Raw genomic sequence first — 19,946 nt, 5'->3', positions numbered from 1 at the left:
ACGGAACCGTTCCTAGCGACGTCGGAGGTCGTCGGCACACCTGGAAAATTGGGTGACCCAATGCTAGCCTGAGCGTCCCTACTCTAGCTGCGAGGACGACCTGTGAACATCGTGAGCGTCGAGGCGATTCCGCTGCGCGCCGAACTGTCGGCACCCTTTCGCTTCGCGCACATCACACGCACCGTCTCCTCGAACGTCGTGGTGCGCCTGACCACCGACGAGGGCCTCGTCGGTTGGGGCGAGGCCTGCCCGGTCCCCCAGTTGACCGCGGAGACGCAGCGGTCGATCGTGGAGATCGTCGACGAACGCGTCGCCCCGGTGCTCCTGGGCGCCGACCCCCTGCACCGGTCCGAATGGGCCGGCCGCATCCTGTCCACCAGTCACGCCATCGACTTCACCATGGCGGCGGTCGACACCGCCCTGCTCGACATCGCGGCGAAGTCCGCCGGGGTTCCGCTCTCCCGCCACCTCGGGGGGTACGCGACCGACACGGTGGAGGTGCACGGTTCCGTCGGTTGGGACGCCGACCCCGCCACCGTCGCGCGGACCGCGGCCACGGCCGCGGAGCGGTTCCGCTGGCTCAAGCTCTACGCGGGCCGGGGCTCCCTGGAGGGGGACCTGCGCGGCATCGAGGCCGCGCGCGAGGAGGTCGGCGAGGCCCACCCCTTCCTGCTCGACGTCAACGGCCTCTGGTCGGTCACGGACGTGGCGCGGGCCGCGGATCGACTGCGCCGCGCCGGAGTGCGGCTCGTCGAGCAGCCGGTCGCCCCGACCGACCTTCCCGGCAACGCCCGCGCCACGCGAATCCTCACCGACGGGAACGGGATCGACGTCGTCGCCGACGAGTCGGTCCGCCGCCCGCAGGACGTTGTGCGGGTCGCGCACGCGGAGGCGGCCTCCGTGGTCAACGTCGGCCTGTCCAAGCTCGGTGGTGTCTCCGCGGCGCTCCGCACGGCCGACGTCGCGCGCGCCCACGGTCTGGGGGTCCTGGTCGGCGGTGTGGTCGAACTGGGCATCGCCAACGCCGCAGGGCTGCACCTGGCCGCCTGTGTCGGCGCGACCTCCGGGCCGGCCTATCTCATGGGACCCCTGAAGTACGCGCGGCAGATCACCGCTCCGGTCATCGCCCCGGTCGACAGCACCCTGGAGGTCCCTCGCGGGCCGGGCCTGGGCGTGGAGATCGACGAGGAGGCCTTGACGGCGCTGGACGCGCGCCGCCACTGATCACGATCCACCGTCGTCGCCGACGACGACGGCGCTCCGAGCCCCGGCGCAGGCGGGAGCACCGGTCCCCGACCATGGCGACCGGAGACCCACCGGTCGACCATCGAGGCGGACGCCGTGCCCGTCATCGACATCACGCTCGGTCCCGGACGCAGCCCCGCGCGACTCCGCGCCCTCGTACGGGAGGTGACCGAGGCGACCCACCGGTCGATCGGCGCCCCCGTCGACGGCATCCGGGTCTTCGTACGCGAGGTACCCGACACGCACTGGTCCGTCGCCGGCGTCCTGGCCTCGGAACGCGACGCTCCCCCCGACGACGACGGGGACGCGGCCGGGCCGTGAGTCGTTGAGGGCCACCGGATCGACGGCGGCCCGCGGCGTGTGATCGAGGCGACCCTCTCTCTCGCCCTGAATCTGTACAGATGTACTGGTACTTTCGTACTAGTACACGAGTACACATCGGGGAAGGATGCTTGTGAGTACCCAACGCGACCCCCGGGCGCGACGCCGGGCGATGGTCGAGGCCGCGGCGGACCTGATCGCCGAGACCGGGGCGCTGGACATCACCCACCGCCGGGTCGCCGAACGCGCGCAGGTCCCCCTGGGCGCGACCACCTACTACTTCTCCTCACTGGAGGAGTTGACCGCGGCGGCGGTCGGCCGGCTCGCCGAACGCACCGACGAGGGCATCGCCGAACTGGAGGCCGAACTCTCCGGAAACGAGCCGACCCCCGCGGCCATCGCCGCCTCGCTGTGGTCCTACCTGTCCGACACCGCACGGGTGAAGGCCGACGCGGTCCTGTACATCGCGGGTTCCCAGCGCGAGGACCTGCGCCCCCTGGCTCTGCGCTGGTACGAGGGCATGGTGCGCACGCTCTCCGGCCGCGTTCCCGCCGAGTCGGCCCGCGCGATCGCGGTCTTCTCCGACGGCGCGATGATGCACACCCTGATCCACGGTGCGCCCATGGGGCGCGCGGAGATCGAACGGATCGTGGCCGCGCTGCTCGCCTCGCCGGGCGAGGGCACGGGAGGCGCCCGATGACCCGCACCGGAACCCACCCCACCTCCGTCGGGCTCTCGCGCGGTCGCCGTTGGGCGAGCCTGACGGTCCTTTCGCTCAGCATGCTCGTGATCGTCATGGACATGACGATCCTCAACGTGGCGTTGCCGGAACTCGCCGCCGACCTGCGGCCGAGCGCCGACCAGCAGTTGTGGATCGTGGACGTCTACTCCCTGGTCCTGGCCGGACTGCTGGTCCCGGCCAGCGCGCTGGCCGACCGGTGGGGCCGCAAGAGGCTCCTGCTCTCGGGCTTCGTGGTCTTCGGAGCGGCCTCCCTGCTGGTCCTGACGGCCGAGTCACCGGAGTGCGTCATCGCCGTGCGGGCCCTGCTGGGGCTGGGCGGCGCGATGATCATGCCCACCACCCTGTCGATGATCCGCAGCGTCTTCACCGATCCGCGCGAACGGGCCACCGCCCTGGGCGTGTGGGCCGCCACCGCCTCCCTGGGCGGAGCGGTCGGTCCCATCGTGGGCGGCCTACTCCTGGAGGTCTTCTCCTGGCACGCGGCGTTCCTGGTCAACGTCCCCCTGATGGTCCTGGCCCTGATCAGCGGCCTGCTCCTGCTCCCGGAGGCACGCGACCCCGCACCGGGCCGGTGGGACGTGGTCGCGACCGTGCCGGCGATCGCCGGCATGGTCACCCTGGTGTGGTCGATCAAGCACTTCGCCAAGGAGGGGGTGGCCGACCCTCTCGCGTGGGCGTCCCTGGCCGGGGCCGCCGCCCTGCTGACCTGGTTCGTGCTGCGCTGCCTGCACCGTCCCGACCCTCTGTTGGACGTGCGCCTGTTCGCCCGCGCCCCCTTCACCGCGGGGGCCGTGGGAGCGCTGGGATCGATGTTCGCGATGGGGGCCCTGCTGCTGTTGGCGGCCCAGTGGCTGCAACTGGTGGGCGGCCACTCTCCGCTGGAGACGGGGATCCGCATCCTGCCCATGGCTCTGGCGGCGGTGGTGATCTCCCCGCTGGCCCCCGCCCTGGCCGACCGCATCGGCGCCCGCACGGTCCTGGCCGGTGGGCTGGCCATGTCCGCCATCGGGTTCTTCGTGCTGTACGGCGCGCAGGAACACCTGTCCTACGCCGCGTTGGCCATCACGCTGACGCTGCTGGGCGTGGGGACCGGTTCCCTGGCCATCGCCTCGGCGATCATCATGTCCAGCACGCCCCAGGCCAAGGCGGGTAACGCCGCCGCCATCGAGGAGACCGCCTATGACCTGGGCAACGTGCTGGGTGTGGCGATCCTCGGGTCGGTCGCGTCCGTGTTCTACCGGACACGGATGGCCGACGGCGCGGCCGGGTCGGAGGGCCTGGACCCCGATCAGGTCGCGTCCGCGGGCGAATCGCTGGGCGGAGCGCTGTCCATCGCGTCGCAGACCGGCGGCGAGGAGTTGGCGGTGTGGGCGCGGCAGGCGTTCAGCGAGTCGCTGGTGCAGATCGGCCTCTACGGCGGACTGGTGATGCTGATCGCGGCCGTGTTGGTCTACTTCATGGTCCCCCGCGACCTGGACCTGGCCGAACAGCACCACTGACCCCTGACGGACCGGGGTCTCGGACGGCGGGTCCGGGCCCCGGGTGCGTCCGTCGGGCAGGGCGTCGACGGGGTCGGCCGGGGTCGCGACCCCGGTGAGCGCGCCGGAGTGCCTCGGGCGCCGGCGGGGCCGGGCGCACGGTCACTCCCTCGGCCCGGATCCCACGACGGATCCCAGGCCCGAAACCCGACCCGGCGACGGTGACCAGCACCGATACGGTTACCTTGACGTTGTCGCCGTCGCGCCCGCGACACCTCGGGCCGGCGTCCCGGACGGGTCGGGCACGTGTTCGACCACCGGTGGCGACGTCCCTCGGCCGGTTCACGCCGGTCCGGCGCCGGAGGGGACGGCGCGCATCGGCGGAGCGTCCCGTTCGGGGACGAGGGCGCACCGGCACGCGGACGTGCCGGACCACAGTGGCCGCGCGGAGTGATCGGGGAGAGGCGCCCGTGAGTGTGATCGAGTCGGAGTCGTCCCCCGAGGGTGCGGGGTGGGGCACCTGGCGTCGCGAACCGAGGACCCGGTTGCGCCGGGCCGCACCGCTTCCGCAGGGGGCGCCCTCCCCCTTCGTGATCCTCTCGGAGTCGCACGTGCTGGGGGTCCCCACCGAGTGGGAACCGCACGCGCACCCCGTCCACGAGCTGGTGTGGGTGCGCAACGGTGCGCTGACCGCCCGTGCGGGCGACCGTCTCTTCACCGTGTCCGAGGGGTGCGGACTGTGGGTGCCGGCGGGCCACGTGCACGCCGGTCGGCTCACCGCGGGCGCCGAACTCCACGACGCGTTCTTCGCGCCCGACAGCACCCCGCTCGCCTTCGCCACGGCGACGGTGATCGCGATGACCCCGGTGCTGGAATCCCTGCTGATCCATCTGTCCCGGACCGACCTCGACGCCGGCGCGCGCTCGCGGGCGGAGGCGGTCGTGTTCGACCTGTTGGAGCCGGCCGCGCCACACCTGGCGCTGCGGTTGCCCGGCGACGCCAGGGCCGACGCCGTCGCCGAGGCCCTGATGGAGGACCCCTCCGACGACCGCTCCCTGGAGGAGTGGGCCCGTGACCTGGGGGTCAGCCCGCGCACCATCAGCCGTGCGTTCCGCGCGGCCACGGGGCTGTCGTTCGCGCAGTGGCGTCAATCACTGCGCATCCACCGGGCGCTGACGCTGCTCAATGAAGGACGCGAGGTGCAGGAGACCGCCGATCTCCTCGGCTACGCCCAGACCAGCACCTTCATCGACGCTTTCCGACGCGTGATGGGCACGACCCCGGGGTCCTACGTCGGGTCCGCGCGGGCGACCTCTGACCGGAACTCCGTATCGGCTGTCTGAATGTCCTGATTGCAGCCACAACGCGAAGATCTCTATTCTGAGTGAGTGAAGGCTAACCTAACTTCCCACTCCCGTGGTCCCGCCCCCGCGCGACCGCACGCGCCGCACCGGCGGTTCTCCCCCGGGGTACCGACGCCTGCCACGGCGGCGCACCCGTCGTGGGCCACCGCCCGCCCGGGCTCCGCACCGCGGCGCGCGCCGGGACCGGTGTGAACGCCCTGCGCGGGGAGCGGCTGGTCCTGCGCTACGGAAGGACCACGGTCGTCCACGGCACCTCGCTCGCGTTGGAGGCCGGGAAGGTCACCGCGCTGGTCGGTCCGAACGGCAGCGGCAAGTCGACCCTCCTGCGCGCCCTCGCCCGCCTGCACCACGTCGAGAGCGGTGAGGTGCGGCTCGGCGGTCGCGACGGGCGGCCGGACCGACCGGTGTCCCTGCTGAGCCCGCGCCGCTTCGCGCGGGAGGTCACCCTGTTCGCCCAATCCCGCCCGGTCCCGGAGGGGCTGACGGTGCGCGAGGTCGTCGCCTTCGGCCGCCACCCGTACCGGCGCGGCTTCGCGGGCCCGACCGCCGAGGACCGGCGCGCGATCGACCACGCGATGCGCGTCACCGGCGTGCTCGCCATGGCCGACCGTGCGGCCGGAGAGCTCTCCGGCGGAGAGATGCAGCGCGTCTGGCTCGCCACCTGCCTGTCCCAGGACACCGGCGTGGTGCTGCTGGACGAACCCACCAACCACCTGGACCTGCGGTACCAGATCGAGACCCTGGACCTGATCCGCGATCTCGCCGAGGACCACGGCACCACGGTCGGGGTCGTCCTGCACGACCTCGACCACGCGGCCCGGGTCGCCGACCGGCTGCTGTTGTTGAGCGAGGGTCGCCCCCACGCCGAGGGCCCTCCCGCCGAGGTCCTCACCGCCGCGCACCTCACCGAGGTCTACGGCATCCGGATCGAGGTCGCCGAGGACCCGCGGACCGGCCGGCTGCGCATCGATCCCGTGGGGCGACATCCGACCCCCGCCCGGTTCGACACCGAGACCACACCGTCAGAGAACGACAGAGCCAGAGGACAGCACCCATGATCCGTATCCGCCGACTCGCGACCATCGCCACGATGGCCCTCGCCCTGACCGCGACGGGATGCGGCACCACCGGCGTCGAGGAGCCCGAGACCGATGGTGTCGCCGCGCCCCCGTCGGACGAGTGCGCCGAGGACACCACGACCACGACGACCGACCCGGTGTCGTTGACCGACGGGGTCGGCCGACGGGTCGAGCTCGACCGTCCCGCCGAACGCGTCGCCGTCCTGGAGTGGCAACAGGTCGAGGACGCGCTGACCCTGTGCGTCACCCCCGTGGCGATCTCCGACACGGAGGGCTACAGCACCTGGGTGAGCGCGGAGGAACTGCCGGAGGGCGTGACCGACGTCGGCAGCCGTGAGGAGCCCGACCTCGACACCCTCTACGCCCAGAACCCCGACCTGGTGATCGTGGAGGCCTCCGACCCCGACGACGAGATCATCGCGCGGCTGGAACAGCGCGACGTGCCCGTCGTCGTGACCCTGGGGGCCGACCCGACCGACCCCATCGGCAACATGCGGGACGTCTTCTCGCTCATCGGCGAGGCGACGGGACGCACCGAGCGGGCCGAGCGGGTGCTGGGCGAGTTCGACGACCGTCTGACGCGGGCACGGGAACAGGTGGCCGACGTCGACCTGCCGACGACGGACTTCCTGTACTTCGACGGATGGCTCCAGGGCGGCAACCTCACCGTCCGCCCCTACGGCCAGGGCGCCCTGTTCACCGCGCTCGGGGAGGAGCTCGGGATGACCTCGGCCTGGACCGACGACATCAACGAGGCCTACGGCGACGGCGGTGTGGACCCCTCCTACGGTCTCGCCCAGACCGACGTCGAGGGCCTGACCGCCGTGGGCGAGGCCAACCTCTTCTACGCCAACGACGAGGGCGTCGGCGGCTATGTGGAGGAACTGGAGAAGAACCCGATCTGGAACTCCCTTCCGGCCGTCCAGGAGGACCGGGCGCACTCCTTCCCCCCGCGCATCTGGGGCGCCGGCGGACCGCGCTCGACCGAACAGGCGGTCGACGCCTTCGTCGACGCCCTCACCCGGGGATGAGCGCACCGACGCACACCCGCCCCCGGCGGTCCCCGACGACGGACCCCGGTCCGCGCGGTGGCACCGCCGGGGCCGCGGTCGTCACGGCCCTGGTCGCCGTGATCGGTGCGCTGGGCATGTGGCACCTCACCCAGGGCACCTCCGGTGTGGGGTGGTGGGACCTCGCACGGTTCCTGGCCGGGGCCCGGGAGGACGTCGGCGGGGTGCCCGTCGGCGACGTGCTGCACGGCTCACGGCTCCCGCGCCTGTTCGCCGGGGTGACCGTGGGCTTCGCCCTGGGCGTGGCCGGCGCGCTCCTCCAGTCGGTCACCCGCAACGCGCTCGCCTCCCCCGACACCCTCGCGGTGACGGCGGGCTCCTACTTCGCGCTCACCCTCGTGGCCGCGTTCGGGCTCGCCGTTCCGCTCTGGGCCTCGGGCCTGGCGGCCTTCGCCGGGGGCCTGGCCGCCGCGGCGCTCGTCCTGGGGCTCGCGGGCAGCGCGGCCGGGACGGCCACGACGCGACTCGTCCTGGCCGGCTCGGCGATCGCCATGGCCCTGGACGCGGCCACGGCGATGCTGCTGATCCTGTTCAAGGAGAACACCACCGGCCTCTTCGCCTGGGGCAGCGGGTCCCTCGCCCAGCTCAACATCGACGCGTCCCTGCGCGCCCTGCCGTTCATCCTGGTCGTCCTGGGCGCGGCGCTGCTGCTGAGCCGACGCCTGGACGTGCTGCGCCTGGGCGAGGACACGGCCTCCTCACTCGGGGTACCGGTCCGGTCGACACGGACCACGGCGGTGGTGTGCGCGGTGCTCCTGACCGGGGCGTCGGTGACCCTGGCGGGACCGATCGCGTTCGTCGGGCTGGGCGCCCCCGTTCTGGCCCGTCTGATCGCGGGTCGACTCCCGTCCCTGCACCGGCACCTGTTCCTGGTGACCGTCTCCGGTCTGCTGGGCGCGGCTCTGATCCTGTTCGCGGACGCCTCGCTGCGGGCGGTGCTCGGGGCCGAGGGCGCCGCGTCCATCCCCACCGGGGTGCCCACGGCGCTGCTCGGCGGTCTCCTCATCGTGGTACTCGCCCTGCGTCTGCGCGACGCGGGCCCGCTCCGCCGCCCGCCCGGCGCGCGGACCGGTCCGCGCTCGGGCCGCCGGTTCCTCGTGGTCCTGGCCATCGCGGCCACACTGCTCGTCGTGTCCGTGCTCGTGGGTGTGCTGGCCGGCAGCCTGTGGTTGCGCACCGGCGACGTCGCGCTCTGGCTCCAGGGCGCCGCCCCCGACCTCATCGGCAGGGCATTGGACGAACGGGTCCCCCGCGTGACCGCGGCCGTACTCGCCGGAGCGGCGCTCGCCCTGGCCGGGAGCATCGTGCAGGGGACCGTGCGCAACCCGCTCGCCGAGCCGGGTCTGTTGGGCGTCACCGCCGGTGCGGGGCTGGGCGCGGTGATCGTCGTGACCGCCCATCCGGGCGGTGGCCTCGGCGCGCTCACCACGGTGTCGGTCCTGACGGCGCTGGCCACGTTCGCGTTGATCTGCGCACTGTCGTGGCGGGGCGGTCTGCGCCCGGACCGGTTCGTCCTCATCGGGATCGGCTGCGGATACAGCCTGAGCGCGGTCACCACCTTCCTGCTCCTGCGCGCCGACCCGTGGCAGACCCCCCGCATCTTCACCTGGCTCTCGGGGACGACCTACGGACGCACCTTCCCCGAGGTCCTTCCGGTGGCGGTGGCGCTGCTCCTGGCGACGCCGCTGGTCATCGGCCTGTCCCGGCACCTGGACCTGATCGCCGTCGACGAGGACACCCCGCGCATCCTCGGCCTGCGGGTGGGGCGCACACGGTGGGCCCTGCTGAGCCTCGCCGCGGTGCTGGCCGCCGTCAGTGTGGTGGCGATCGGTGTCGTGGGCTTCGTCGGGCTGGTCGCACCGCACCTGGCGCGCGGGCTGGTCGGGGCCCGGCACGATCGCGTCGTCCCGGTGGCGATGGTGACGGGCGCCCTGCTGGTCTGCGTGGCGGACACCCTCGGCCGTACCGTGATCGCCCCGGCCCAGGTGCCGGCCGGGCTCATGATCGCCCTGGTCGGCGGCCCCTACCTCATCTGGTTGCTGCGCCGGTCGCGGGCCTGACCGGCGGTACGAGCCCGGGGACGCTGCTCGGGCCTCCCCCTGGCACCGCGCACCTCCCCTACCCGACACGTCCCTTCGACCGCGGCCGCCACCGACCGCCCGATCCCGCCCGGAGCCCCACATGCCGCATCGCCCTGTCGCACCGTCCGTCGCCACGGTCGTCGTCCCGTTCGATACCGCCGCCCCTCCCCCGGACCTCACACGCATCGCCCCGAACGCGGTGCTGGAACGCTGGGCGGCGGTCGACCGGACGGCGCACACACCTCGGGTCGTGGCCGTCCGCGACGACGACTCCACTGCATGGGCCGGTGCCGCGCTGGTGACCGCCCGGCCGGGGGCCGCCTATCTCAAGATCGTCGACGCCGTGGGCGACGTGCCCTCGGCCGTGGACGCCGTCGTGGCGCACGCGCGCGAACGGGGGCTCGCCCAGGTCAAGTGGGAGGGGTGGAGCGTGACCGCCGCGCAGGCCGGGGCCGCGGGATTCACACCCCTGGAGGGCCCGCACGGCGCCCCGGACGCGGACGGCCCGCGCACGGGATACGTGCGCTGGTCCGACGACGTCCGGGTGCAGGAACCGCCCTACTACCGGCAGAGCACCACGTTCACGTGCGGTGCCGCGGTCGCTCTGATGGCGCAGGTGCGGTCGGGGGTGGAGACCCGGGCGTCCCTGGACCGACCCGGGGAACTCGCGCTGTGGCGCGAGGCGACGAACTTCCCCGCCTGCGAACCCGTGCGCCTGGCGACCGCCGTGCGTCGCGCGTGGCCGGGTTCGTCCGTCGTGGTGCGCCTCGACGTCGACCGGCCCATCATGCTCGACGCCTACTCCGAGGACGAACGTGCCTGGCGCGCCGTGCTGCAGCGCACGTCACGGACGGACGCGGCGCAGGCCGGGGTCTCCATCGACGGGCACCGCCTCGACCTGAGCGGACTGCGCGACGCCCTCGTCGAGGGTGGTCAGATCCTGCTCCTGGTCTCACTGAAGACGATGCAGGAGTTCGACGTGCCGCACTGGGTGCTCTGCCACGGCGTCGTGCCGGGCGCCGTCGTGCTCCAGGACCCTTGGACCAACGCGGCCACGGGAGACACCTGGGTCGACGCGCACCTGCTGCCCGTGTCCGACGCCGCGCTGGACGCGATGTCGACGATGGAGTGGGACGGCTACCGGGGCGCCGTGCACCTCCTCGGTCCCGCGGTTCCCTGACCGACAGGGAATAGAGACCGTTCCCGGAGGAACGGCGGGGACCGCGTCGTACCGCAGGAGCGGCGTTCCGGCCCGTGGGTCGTGACGGGACCCCGCGGTCGCGCGCGGGTCCGAGGCTCGGGTCGGCCGCGAGGCCGCTCAGGAGGAGGGCTCGGCGTCGACGCGGGCGCACACCTGATCGGTGGTGACCAGGTGGTGGGCTCCGATCAGGCGGCGGGCCACGGTGAGTCCCGCCCTGTGGACCCGGGCCCCGGCGTCGCTGGAGGAGGCGTCGGTGATGATCCTGGGCACCAGACCGAGTTCGAAGGCGTCGGCGGCGGACTTGAGGACACAGCTCTCGGTGGCGATCCCGCAAAAGTACGTGTCGGTCCAGCCGTGCCGGTCGACCAACGTCAGGAAGGCGTCGGTACAGCAGGAGTAACCATGCTTGTCGATGACGGCGACGGCGTCATCGGCGTGGGCGTTCACCTGGGACGCCAGGTCGGTCTCCGGCGGCGCCTGGAGCCGGGTCCAGTCCAGCAGGGTGCTGAAGGGACTGTCGGCGTGGTTGAGGTACCGGGTGAGCACGAGCGGGCGTCCGGCCCGGGTCCAGGTGTCGAGGAGCCGCACGAGCGTGGGGAGCACCGGTCGACTGTGGTGGTTGAGGAAGCCCTCCTGCACGTCCACGACGACGAGCACGTCACGCGCGGTTCGGTGTGTCACCGGCGCCCCTTCCGATGCGGTGGTCGGATCTCCCGGGCCCGGGCCCGGCCGTTCCTCGGTACCTACCGCACCGGGCGTCGGTGAACCCACCGCGCACCCGTTCCCCGGCCGGAGCGGTCCGACCTCGCGCGCCTGCGGAGCGCGGGCCTCGGGGCCGCGGCCGGCCTCCGCCCTCGTCGGGCCCGGCGGGATCGCTCCCTGAGGATGCCGTTGCGGCCGACCCCGTACCGGGAGAGGGCCACGTCCGACCGGGTCCCCGTGCCGAGCGGAGGTCCGACGGACGGGCCGAGGAACCCCGGATCCACATGCGTGGACGCCCGTCACATCCGAGCGGCCGCCGGCCCCGGTGGGTGACGGCGGCTGCTCGGATGCGGCGGAGGCGGCGGATCAGGACCGGGCGACGCCGGTGTCCTCGGTGTTCTTGATGAGGCGACGGGTGGAGCGGCGGAAGGCCCAGAAGACGACGACGGCGGCCAGGGCGGTCAGCGGGAAGCCGGTGACGGTGTCGGCGATGGCCAGCCCGGTCGTGGAGTCGGCGAGGTAGAGGCCCTGGCGGACGATGAAGCGCCCGGCGAAGACGGCGCACACGGCGAGGGTGGCGAGGTCGTGGACGCGCAGGGTGGCGCGGTCCTCGCGCCAGGCGTGGGTGCCACCGTGGACGGCGTTCCAGATGACACCGGTGAGGGGACGGCGGACCAGGAGCGAGACGAGGGTGACGATGGCCCCGACGAGGGAGGCCCAGATGCCGATGAGGAAGAAGTCGTTGGCCGAACCGGTCCAGGCGGAGACACCGCCCGCGACGGCGACACCGAACACGCCGCCCATGGCGCCCATGAACTGTTCACCGCGCCACATCCGGTACACGCCGAGGGCGAGGGCGAGGGCGATCGCGGCACCGATCGCCACGGTCAGGGTGGCGAAGGGGACCACGGCGGCGAAGATCACGACGGGCAGCGTGGAGTAGACCATGCCGGAGGTGCCGCCGATGTGGTCGAGCACGGTCTGCTGGGTGCCGGTCGGCTGCTCCCGGGTGCCCTGGTCCGGTACGGCGGGGCCGGTGTCGGGGGTCGCGGCCCGGTCGGCCGTGTGGTCGGCCGTGTGGTCGGCCGTGTGGTCGGCGGTGTGGTCGGCGGTGCGAACGAGGTCGGTGGTGGTCATGTCCGTCCTCCCGAGGGGGTGTGCGTGATCTCTGTACGACTTCAGGTAAATCCATGCCGTTACGGCACACTCAAGTCCGAGTGACGTGAACTGGGTCACATGCGAGGGATCGGGGGTACGCGCCCCCGGGACCGGGCAGTGCGCCCGTCACCGCCCAGAAGCCCGCCGGCACGCGGAGCACCGCAGGTGGGAACGCGTACCCTGCGCGCCGAACCACCGCGGATCACGGTCGAACGACGCTCGCCTCTCCCCCGATCGCGGAGCCCGACCCGGCGGGTGTCGTTGTCGGTCCCGTCCGGCGGGTGCGCCACCACACCATCGCCGTGATCGCGATCGCGGTGACGCTGGGAACGAGCAGGGCCGCCGAACCGGTGCCCGCCGACCGGTCGGTGACCAGGGTGCCGATGTCGGAGTGGACGGCGATGGCCGGCAGGAAGGTGACCGGGTTGAGCAGGGCGTGGAGGAGGACCGCGATCTCGATGCCGCCGGTACGCCAGGTGATGACCGCCAGGCTCGACGCGAGCGTGAAGTACCAGAGGTTGATCCACGGGTCGGCCGCGCCGTGGATGAGGGTGAACACCAGGCTGGACACCAGGACGGCGAGGACCAGCGAGGTGCGCGACCCCCGCCCCCGGCTCCCGACGAACCGGAAGAGGAGTCCGCGCAGCCCGTACTCCTCGCCGGTGGCCTGCAGGGGTGTCGGCAGGAGGGTGAGGGCGACCAGGAGGACCAGGTCGACGAAGGACCAGTGGATCCGGCCCGTGGGCATCGCGACGTTCAGCACCACCGTGGCGCCCGGCCAGACGGGCCCGAGGTACAGCAGGGACCGCCCGAGCACGTCGAACCGGAAACGGGAGAACACCGAGTGCAGCGAGGCGCCCGGCACGCCGTACAGCCACCGTTGGACGACCATGCTCCACGGGACCAGCAGCGCGAGCGCGAACATGGTCGCGCCGTGGTAGAGCGGTGTGTAGTCGGTACCGTCCATGGCCGGGTTGACCCTGCCCGCCCTCAGGTCGATGACGCCGGCGGCCTGGGAGAGGGTATGGCTGAAGACGACCAGGCCGTCCAGCAGGAGCAGGATCGCGAGGAGCCCGCGCCCGATACCGCGCTCGCGCCCCGCGAGCACACGGTGGTACTCCACTCCCGGCGGGACGGGACGCGCGCCGCGGCGACGCGCGCCGGGTCCGGCCGGGGAGGGCTCCGCCACGCGCCTGGTGCCCGTGCGCGGAGGCCGGGTGCGGTCGTCGGTCGAGTCGGTCGGTCGGTCGTGGGATCGGGGATACGGGATGAGCGTGGTCGTGGGGGTCCACACGTCGAACCTGGGCCGCAGTCGGACCGTGACGTTGTGTCACCGATCACGAGTTCTCTCCGCTCCCCGCACGGGGCGGGCATGACGGAAGTCGTCCCCGCCCGTCGACCGCGCCCGCGACCGGACCGGCGACTCTGGGGCCGGGGCGCGCTCTCGGGGACGCGTCCCCGAGAGCGGTCACCGAGACGGCGTGCGCCCGACCCGCGACGCCCCTCGACCCCAGCGGCTCCACCCCCGCGCCGCGCTGTGGGGCCTCGCCCGGTCGGTGCCACACCCGGCACCGACCGGGCGAGACCCCGGGCGACGGCGGGGTCAGAGGGAGTCGCGCACCCGTGCGCCGATGCGCTCCACCGAGACGCCGTAACGATCGTGGAGCGTGGGAAGCGCGCCCGCGTCGAGGAACGCGTCCGGCAGGCCGATCGGCGTCACCTGACGGTGCACCCCTCGCTGGACCAGCGCCGAGGCCACGGACTCGAAGAGCCCGCCCACGACGGAGTGGTTCTCCAGCACGAAGACCCTGCGGTCCCTACCGACCTCGGCCAGCACGGTCTCCACGTCCAGGGGCTTGATGGTCGGAACGTGCAGCACCGCGACGTCGACGCGGTCCTTCTCCAGGTTCGCGGCCACGCGCAACGCGCGTTCGGTCATCAGCCCCGAGGAGACCAGCAGGACGTCCTCGCCGTCGCGCAGCCGGGCCGCCCGACCCAGGCGGAACTCGTAGTCGTACTCGTCCAGCACCGTGGGCACGGCGCCACGCAGAATACGCGTGTACGTGGGCCCCTCGTGCGCGATGAGCTGGGGCACCGCCTGTTCGATGTCCACCGAGTCGCAGGGGTCGACGATGGTCATGCCGGGGATGCCCCGCAGCAGGGCGATGTCCTCGGTGGCCTGGTGGCTCGGGCCGTATCCGGTCGTCAGCCCCGGAAGCGCCGCCACGACGTTGACGTTGAGTTCGGGTTCGGCGATGTCCAGGCACAGGAAGTCGTAGGCGCGGCGCGTGGCGAAGACCGAGTAGGTCGACGCGAAGGGGACGAACCCCTCCTGGGCCAGCCCCGCGGCGGTGCCCATCATGACCTGTTCGGCCATGCCCATCTGGTAGAAGCGGTCGGGCATGGCGTCCCGGAAGACGTGCATGTCGGTGTACTTGGCCAGGTCCGCGGACAGACCCACGACACGGGGATCCTCGCGTGCGGCTCGCAGCAGCGCGTGGCCCAGGGGCGCCTGCACGGTCCGTGCCCCCGCGTCGGCGATCGAGGCGATCATCGCGTCCGAGGTGAGCCTCTTGGCGGTGGTGGAGCTCATGCTTCGTGTCCTTCCTTCAGCTGGTCCCGCGCGATCTGCCATTCGTCCTCGGCCACCCGCATGAAGTGGAGCTTCTCCCGCGACTCCAGCATGGGGATCCCCTTGCCCATGACGGTGTCGCAGATGAGGGCCTTGGGGCTCCCCCGGTGCGACCGCAGTTCGTCCAACGCGGTGAGCACCGCGTCGACGTCGTTGCCGTCGACGCGGAGGACGTGCCAGCCGTTGACCCTGAACTTCTCGTCGGCGGGCTCGGTGCCCATGACCTCCTGGGCCGGGCCGTCGGCGACCTGTCGGTTCATGTCCACGATCGCGATGACGTTGTCGAGTCCGTGGTGGGCGCAGGCCTGCACGGCCTCCCACGTGGAACCCTCGCTCAACTCACCGTCGGACAGCAGGTTGTAGACGTGGGCGGGGTTGTCCTTGCGACGCAGTCCCAGGGCGATACCGACGGCGACGCCCAGTCCGTGGCCCAGGGAGCCGCCGGAGACCTCCATGCCCGGCGTGTAGGTCGACATCCCGGACATCGGCAGCCGCGAGTCGTCCGTTGCGTACGTGCTCAGTTCCTCGACCGGGATCACGCCGGCCTCGGCCAGAGCCGCGTACAGCGCGATCGCGTAGTGCCCGATGGACAGCAGGAACCGGTCGCGGTCCTCCCACTCCGGGTCCTCGGGGCGCAGGTTCAGGTGGTCGGCGTAGAGCGCGGCGAGGACGTCCGCGATGCCCAGGGCCTGGCCGATGTAGCCCTGCCCCTGTACCTCGCCCTGGGTCAGGGCGTTGGCCCTGATCCGGTAGGCGGCGTCCCGGACGCGGTCCGTTCGTGTGGCGCCGATCCCGACTTCCGGCTCGGCGGCGGTCTGGTTCATCTCGGTTCTCCCGATCGGGTGTGGGTGCGGGTGGGTCGTGTCGAGCGGTCGTGCGGAGCGGTCGCGCGGCGCGGCCTCACACGAGCGCCCAGGTGAGGGAGACCAGTCCGAATCCGGTGGTCCCCAGGACCGTGACGAGCACGGTCCAGGTGCGAAGGGCGTCGGCCACGCTCAGCCCCAGGTAGCGCGAGACGATCCAGAACCCGGAGTCGTTCACGTGCGAGAGGCAGATCGCCCCGCAGCCGATGGCCAGGTTGATCAGCGCGATCTCCACCGCGCCGAACCCGCCTTCGGACACGGTGCTCGCCAGCAGCCCGGCCGTGGTGATGGCCGACACGGTGGACGATCCCTGGGCCGCCCGCAGCAGGGCGGCCAGGACGAACGCCAGGAGCAGGACGGGGATGCCGAGGCCGAGCAGGCTGCCGGAGAGGGCCTCGCCGATCCCGCTCTCGGTGAGGACCTTGGCGAAGGCACCGCCGGCACCCGTGACGAAGACGACGATGGCCGCGGGGGCCAGAGCGCCCTCCATGACGCCGCCGACCGCGCGCATCGACCATCCACGCCGCACGCCCAGCAGGTAGACGGCCAGCAGGCAGCCGGTCAGCAGGGCGAAGGGCGGCGATCCGAGCATCGACAGCAGGCTCAACGCCGACGAGCCCTCGTCCAGGAAGATCGCGCCGACGGTCTGCAGCCCGATCATGGCGATCGGGATGAGGATGATCGCCAGCACCGCACCGGAGCTCGGGGGCGCCTGCGGTTCCCGCCTGGCCCGGGCCTTCACGGAACCGCCGCCGTGCGGGGACGTGTCGGTCCCGTCGCCGGGCTCGGACGTGTCGGTCGCCCCGCCCTCGGAGGCACCACGGTCCCCGGTGTCGCCGGTGTCCTCGGAGTACCGTGCGAGCGTTTCGGGGAGCATCGCGTAGGTGCGCCGGTTGAGCAGGCGCGCCGTGTGGTAGGCGACGAAGCCCACCGGGATCACCAGTGCACAACCCAGCATCGTGACCAGGCCCATGTCGGCGTCGAGGATCACCGAACTGCCGACGATCCCCGGGTGCGGGGGCACCACCACGTGGATGAACAGCATCAGTCCGGCGATCGGCAGACCGATGGTCATCGGTGACGGCAGCCGGGCCGCCCGTGAGAAGGCGTAGATGATCGGGACGAGGATGATGAACGCGACGTCGAAGAAGATGGGCGTGGCGATCACCGATGAGGCGATGAGCAGCGCGACACCGACCCGGGCGGGCCCCAACAGCCGGGTGAAACGCTGCGACAGGGCGTCCGCGCCCCCGGAGTGTTCGACGATCGCCCCGAGCATCGCCCCCAGGCCGATGAGGAGGGCGACGTTGCCCAGCGTGCCGCCCAGGCCCTCGACGATGGTGGGGATGATCTCGGCGAAGGGCATCCCGGTGACCAGCGCGGTCGCGATGCTGACCAGGATCAGGGAGACGAAGGCCGGCATGTTGAACCGGATGATCAGTAAGAGCAGGAGTCCGATCGACCCGAGGGCGATCAGGGTCAGCACAAGAGCATCCATGCGGGGATCCCCATTCGTGGTGCGGGAAGGGCTCTGGAGGTCATGGCACGGTGTTCTCGGGCATGACGAGGAACCCTGACGGGTGGGTGACGGCGCGGGCCCCGACCGGCGCCCGTCGGGTGCCCGGTACGGCGGTGTGGTGGCGCGCCGTGGGCGCGGCGGTGGCGGGGCGCGGCGATGAGGTGGAGCGGCGGGACGCCGAACGCACGTCCCGGCGGGGTCAGTCGCGGTAGACCTGGATGACCTGGGAGTCGTCCCGGTCCAGGAGGCCGGACCCGGCGGCCTTCTCGTAGGCGGCGCGCGCGGCCTCGGCCAGGGGCGCGGAGAAGCCGACCGCGTCGGCCGTGTCGGTGACCAGGGTGGAGTCCTTGACGAAGATCCCGATGGTGCTGGTGATCTCCTCGGGTGCGTCCGGCAGCATGCGGGGGCCGCGGTCGCCGAGCATCCAGGACGCCCCCGCGCCGCCCCCGACGGCGTCGAGCACCTCGGCCGGGTCCAGCTCCAGCCGTTCGGCCAGCGCGAGCGCCTCGGCCGCCGCCACGATGTGCACGGAGCACAGCAGCTGGTTCACCACCTTGTAGGACTGTCCCCGGCCGGGTTCGGCACCGCAGTCGCGCAGGGTTCCCATGGTGGACAGGACCTCCGAGCAGTCGGCGATCGCGGTCGGGTCACCGGAGGCGAAGAGGGTCAGGGCGGCGCGCCGGGCACCGGCCACGCCACCGGTCACGGGCACGTCCACCAGACGGACCCCGACCTCCGCGGCCCTGCGCGCGGCCTCACGGACCGGTTCGGGGCCGACCGTGCTCATGACCGCGAGGATCGCCCCCGGGCGCATGGAGTCGAGCGCGGCACCGGGTGCCGACACCGCCTGGTGCAGCTGGTCGGGGGTGGCCACCATGACCAGGACCAGGTCGGCCTCGTCGATACCCGTGACGTCGGCGCGGGCCGGCACACCGACGGCGGCCGCCGCCTCCCGCTGACGGGCGGAGGGGTCCACACCGATCACGGTGTGTCCCGCGCGGGCGATCTGCTCGGCCATGGGAAGGCCGATCGCACCGATACCGACGAACATGACGGTCGATTTCGGGCATGACTGTGGAGCCTGTGTTGCGTTCATGAGTTTCCTTCTCCCCCTCGGGGGTCGTGACCTGGGCGATCGACCGGTCGCGGAGCCCTAGCCCTCGGCCGGGGTCCCGGTGTGCTCGGTGATCTGGCGCCACAGGGTGAAGTGCTCGACCATGGCGGCGGCCGCGGCGCTGCGGTCGTGCGCCTCGATCGCGTCGACGATGGGCGTGTGGATGGTGTCGGTCCTGCGCGGCCGGTCGGACCCTTCCGGCAGGGCGGCGGCCTCGATGCGCAGGGCCTGGGCGCGCTTCTCGGCCAGGACGTCGCGGAGGGTGAGGCTGATGCCGTCGACGAAGAGCTCGATGACCGGGTTGTCGGCGATCGTGAAGAGCTTCTTGTGGAAGGCGTAGTCGGCCTCGTGGCCGGCCTCGGCGTCATCGGCCGCGGTCGCGCGGACCATGGCGTCGATGTGACCCCGCAGGACAGCGACGTCGTCGTGGTCGGCCCGGTCCGCGGCCTCCTGGACCACGGCGATCTCCATCATCTCCCGGGCCCGTTCGACACTGGCGTGGTCGACGTGGCCGAACTTCGACATCAGGTCGAAGAGGAGCCGGACGAACGAGGCGTCGGGTTTGGTGAAGAAGGTCCCCGCGCCCTGGGTGCGCCGGACCATGCCGAGCACCTCCAGGCTCCCCAGGTTCTCGCGGACCGTGGCACGACTGTTGCCGAGGCGTTCGGCGAGTTCGCGCTCGGTCATGATCCGGGATTCCAGGCCGGAGGTCCGCGCCTCCCGGGCGAGGGCCTCGACCAGCGCGTCGAAGTTGCTGTCCATGACACCTTCCATTGGCCTGACCAATATGACCGAGGTTACAAGCGCGAAAACGAGGAGGTCAAGACTTTGGTCAGACCAATGTTTCACCACCGTTTCCGGAGGCCGCACGCCCGCGCGGTGCGCCGGATCCCGGTGCCGCACGCCCACTCAGGCCCGCGCACGCGCCCCGTTCGGGCCGTCGAAGCCTGGGCGAAGGCATCGCGCGATCGCTCGCCGTGCGCGAGGGACGTGCCGGGCGTGGGTGCGTGCCGGGGATGGGGGTGCGCCGGGGCGCGCCGCACGGAACGGGGCCCGGCCGGAGACGTTCCGGGGGCTCGGCCACACGTGGGGGGACGGTCGCGGACGGGCATCGAGGAGGTCCGAGCGCAGGGAGCGCCGGGCGCGGAGGCAGAAGGCGACGGTTCCTCGGCCAGGTCCTCGTGCGGTGGCCGGGTCGCGGGAGCGGGTCCGACACCTCCCGCGGACCGCGCGAACGGGTGCGACGTCAGGCGGGGCTCCGGTGCGGCGCGGAACGAGACCGGCCTGAGCGACCCGTGGGCCGCCGGGCCGGTGCTCGGTCCACGCGGCACGGGGCCGGGCCGACGGCACTCAGGCCCGGTCCGGGCGGGGGCGCGT

At 72.5% G+C, this 19,946-nt stretch carries 18 protein-coding genes; 10 read left to right on the top strand and 8 right to left on the bottom strand.

The window, feature by feature from the left end; genetic code table 11:
- The first annotated feature begins 102 nt into the window (after nt 1-102).
- The 9 genes from DSY14_RS03385 (at nt 103) to DSY14_RS03345 (ending at nt 10,560) form a co-directional block, all read left to right on the top strand.
- The gene (locus tag DSY14_RS03385) at nt 103-1,224 is read left to right on the top strand and encodes a mandelate racemase/muconate lactonizing enzyme family protein (protein ID WP_211714942.1); all 1,122 of its coding nucleotides are present in this window, start codon (nt 103-105) and stop codon (nt 1,222-1,224) included.
- Between the two features lie 117 nt (nt 1,225-1,341).
- Complete coding sequence (locus DSY14_RS03380) at nt 1,342-1,566, top strand: tautomerase family protein (protein WP_211714941.1); 225 nt, start codon at nt 1,342-1,344, stop codon at nt 1,564-1,566.
- A gap of 133 nt (nt 1,567-1,699) precedes the next feature.
- Entirely contained in the window at nt 1,700-2,266 is a 567-nt protein-coding gene (locus tag DSY14_RS03375) for a TetR/AcrR family transcriptional regulator (RefSeq protein ID WP_211714940.1), read from the top strand.
- Nucleotides 2,263-3,807: an MFS transporter gene (locus DSY14_RS03370; RefSeq protein WP_211714939.1), complete on the top strand. Its 1,545-nt coding sequence runs from the start codon at nt 2,263-2,265 to the stop codon at nt 3,805-3,807. The genes DSY14_RS03375 and DSY14_RS03370 overlap by 4 nt, the downstream gene beginning before the upstream one ends.
- Nucleotides 3,808-4,256: 449 nt before the next feature.
- The gene (locus tag DSY14_RS03365; protein ID WP_307851116.1) at nt 4,257-5,129 is read left to right on the top strand and encodes an AraC family transcriptional regulator; all 873 of its coding nucleotides are present in this window, start codon (nt 4,257-4,259) and stop codon (nt 5,127-5,129) included.
- A 209-nt stretch (nt 5,130-5,338) separates the two neighbouring features.
- Nucleotides 5,339-6,208, top strand: a complete 870-nt coding sequence (locus tag DSY14_RS03360) for an ABC transporter ATP-binding protein (RefSeq protein ID WP_211714938.1) — start codon at nt 5,339-5,341, stop codon at nt 6,206-6,208.
- A complete protein-coding gene (locus DSY14_RS03355; RefSeq protein WP_211714937.1) occupies nt 6,205-7,260 on the top strand; it encodes an iron-siderophore ABC transporter substrate-binding protein in 1,056 nt (351 codons plus the stop codon). Before DSY14_RS03360 ends, DSY14_RS03355 begins: the two co-directional genes overlap by 4 nt.
- The gene (locus DSY14_RS03350; RefSeq protein ID WP_211714936.1) at nt 7,257-9,359 is read left to right on the top strand and encodes an iron ABC transporter permease; all 2,103 of its coding nucleotides are present in this window, start codon (nt 7,257-7,259) and stop codon (nt 9,357-9,359) included. Before DSY14_RS03355 ends, DSY14_RS03350 begins: the two co-directional genes overlap by 4 nt.
- Before the next feature lie 121 nt (nt 9,360-9,480).
- The gene (locus DSY14_RS03345) at nt 9,481-10,560 is read left to right on the top strand and encodes a peptidase C39 family protein (RefSeq protein WP_211714935.1); all 1,080 of its coding nucleotides are present in this window, start codon (nt 9,481-9,483) and stop codon (nt 10,558-10,560) included.
- Nucleotides 10,561-10,698: 138 nt separating this feature from the next.
- Here DSY14_RS03345 and DSY14_RS03340 read toward each other — a convergent pair whose 3' ends face one another.
- The 6 genes from DSY14_RS03340 to DSY14_RS03315 all read right to left on the bottom strand — a co-directional run bounded on the left by DSY14_RS03340 (nt 10,699) and on the right by DSY14_RS03315 (nt 17,434).
- A complete protein-coding gene (locus tag DSY14_RS03340) occupies nt 10,699-11,262 on the bottom strand; it encodes an isochorismatase family cysteine hydrolase (RefSeq protein WP_307851115.1) in 564 nt (187 codons plus the stop codon).
- Nucleotides 11,263-11,649: 387 nt separating this feature from the next.
- Complete coding sequence (locus tag DSY14_RS03335) at nt 11,650-12,420, bottom strand: DUF3159 domain-containing protein (protein WP_211714934.1); 771 nt, start codon at nt 12,418-12,420, stop codon at nt 11,650-11,652.
- A gap of 223 nt (nt 12,421-12,643) precedes the next feature.
- On the bottom strand, nt 12,644-13,549 hold the full coding sequence (locus DSY14_RS03330) for a CPBP family intramembrane glutamic endopeptidase (protein WP_307851114.1): 906 nt from the start codon (nt 13,547-13,549) through the stop codon (nt 12,644-12,646).
- Nucleotides 13,550-14,044: 495 nt separating this feature from the next.
- Entirely contained in the window at nt 14,045-15,034 is a 990-nt protein-coding gene (locus DSY14_RS03325) for a transketolase family protein (RefSeq protein WP_249187264.1), read from the bottom strand.
- Nucleotides 15,031-15,897 (bottom strand): transketolase, encoded by an 867-nt coding sequence (locus DSY14_RS03320; RefSeq protein ID WP_211714931.1) that lies wholly within the window; start codon nt 15,895-15,897, stop codon nt 15,031-15,033. Before DSY14_RS03320 ends, DSY14_RS03325 begins: the two co-directional genes overlap by 4 nt.
- Nucleotides 15,898-15,973: 76 nt before the next feature.
- Entirely contained in the window at nt 15,974-17,434 is a 1,461-nt protein-coding gene (locus DSY14_RS03315; RefSeq protein WP_211714930.1) for an SLC13 family permease, read from the bottom strand.
- 62 nt (nt 17,435-17,496) lie between these two features.
- Between DSY14_RS03315 and DSY14_RS03310 the strand changes: the two genes are divergently transcribed.
- Nucleotides 17,497-17,667: a hypothetical protein gene (locus DSY14_RS03310; protein ID WP_211714929.1), complete on the top strand. Its 171-nt coding sequence runs from the start codon at nt 17,497-17,499 to the stop codon at nt 17,665-17,667.
- Here the strand turns inward: DSY14_RS03310 and DSY14_RS03305 are convergent.
- Together DSY14_RS03305 and DSY14_RS03300 are read right to left on the bottom strand one after the other, a co-directional pair.
- Nucleotides 17,655-18,551 (bottom strand): NAD(P)-dependent oxidoreductase, encoded by an 897-nt coding sequence (locus DSY14_RS03305; protein WP_211714928.1) that lies wholly within the window; start codon nt 18,549-18,551, stop codon nt 17,655-17,657. The two genes, DSY14_RS03310 and DSY14_RS03305, sit on opposite strands and share 13 nt — an antisense overlap.
- Before the next feature lie 57 nt (nt 18,552-18,608).
- Nucleotides 18,609-19,331 carry a FadR/GntR family transcriptional regulator gene (locus DSY14_RS03300; protein WP_211714927.1) on the bottom strand — a complete coding sequence of 241 codons (723 nt, stop codon included), beginning with the start codon at nt 19,329-19,331 and terminating at the stop codon, nt 18,609-18,611.
- Nucleotides 19,332-19,946 lie beyond the last annotated feature (615 nt).

Origin of the sequence: Nocardiopsis sp. MG754419 (genome assembly GCF_018207095.1) — a bacterium.
Lineage (GTDB): Bacteria > Actinomycetota > Actinomycetes > Streptosporangiales > Streptosporangiaceae > Nocardiopsis.
This window is presented reverse-complemented; position numbering and strand designations above follow the sequence as displayed.